Here is a 1,066-nt window from a genome sequence, read left to right as displayed (position 1 = left end):
AGTGCCTGTCCATGAACTGATCATTTCGAGGTTGGCGGGGCGGTGGCGCGGGCGAGGCGGCGTCGCATCAGGAGGATCATCGACCAGTGGACCATGGCCTCGTGGTGCTCCGGTAAGCGCTCGTAGTCGCGGACGCACCGGCGGCGCTGGCAGATCCACGACAGAGTGCGCTCGACCACCCAACGCCTCGGGAGCACCACGAAGCCCTGCACGTCGTCGCTGCGCTTGACGATCTCCAGCGTGACCTGGACCTTATCTTTGGCCCAATCTACGAGCCTGCCCGCGTAGCCGCCGTCGGCCCACACCAGGACGATCCGCTCGTAGAGGTCGCGGAGGAACTCCAGCGCCGGGCGGGCGCCGTCGCGGTCCTGCACGTTCGCGGCAGTCACCAGCACGACCAGGACCATGCCGATGGTGTCCACGATCACGTGGCGCTTGCGGCCGCCGACCTTCTTGCCCGCGTCCCACCCCCGGCTGCCGGCGCCGACGGTCTCCGCGGCCCGTACCGACTGCGAGTCGATGACCGCCGCGGACGGCTCCCGCTCACGCCCTTCGGCCTCGCGGACCTTCTCGCGCAGGTCGTTGTGGAGGGCGAGGGTGAAGCCGTCCCGGCTCCACCGGGTGAAGATCGCGTGCAGGCTCTTCCAGCCAATGCCGTAGTCGGCGGGCAGGTTGCGCCACTTGTTGCCGTTGTCGGCGACGTAGCAGATGGCGTCGATGACCAGGCGTCGGCAGTACTCCTCCGGGCGGCCGCCGTTGCCGTCCAGCCAGGCCGGCCAGGGCAGCAGCGGCGCAAGGGCCTGCCATTCCGCGTCCGTCATGTCCGTGGTGTAGCGGCGCGGACGGGCAGGGCGGTCGGCACCGTGGCCGAACCGACAGGCGACGCAGGAGCAATCGACTTCCTCAACTGCGGAGACAGGGGACGGCGCGGTGGCGTACAACGGCATGACAGGACCTCTTGGTGCGGCGGCCGGCTTCGACACCGCTGTTGCTACCAAGAGGTCCTGCTCGTCCGGACGGCTTCACCGATTCCGCTCCGCCGCCCTGACGATCAGTTCATGGACAG

1 protein-coding gene is annotated in these 1,066 nt (G+C 68.9%); it reads right to left on the bottom strand.

Features of this window, described 5'->3' with window-relative positions:
• Positions 1-20: 20 nt before the first annotated feature.
• Positions 21-821, bottom strand: a complete 801-nt coding sequence (locus JL475_RS39115; protein ID WP_202282945.1) for an IS5 family transposase — start codon at positions 819-821, stop codon at positions 21-23.
• Positions 822-1,066: the final 245 nt, after the last annotated feature.

The organism is Streptomyces sp. M2CJ-2, from assembly GCF_016757295.1.
Taxonomy (GTDB): domain Bacteria; phylum Actinomycetota; class Actinomycetes; order Streptomycetales; family Streptomycetaceae; genus Streptomyces.
This window is presented reverse-complemented; position numbering and strand designations above follow the sequence as displayed.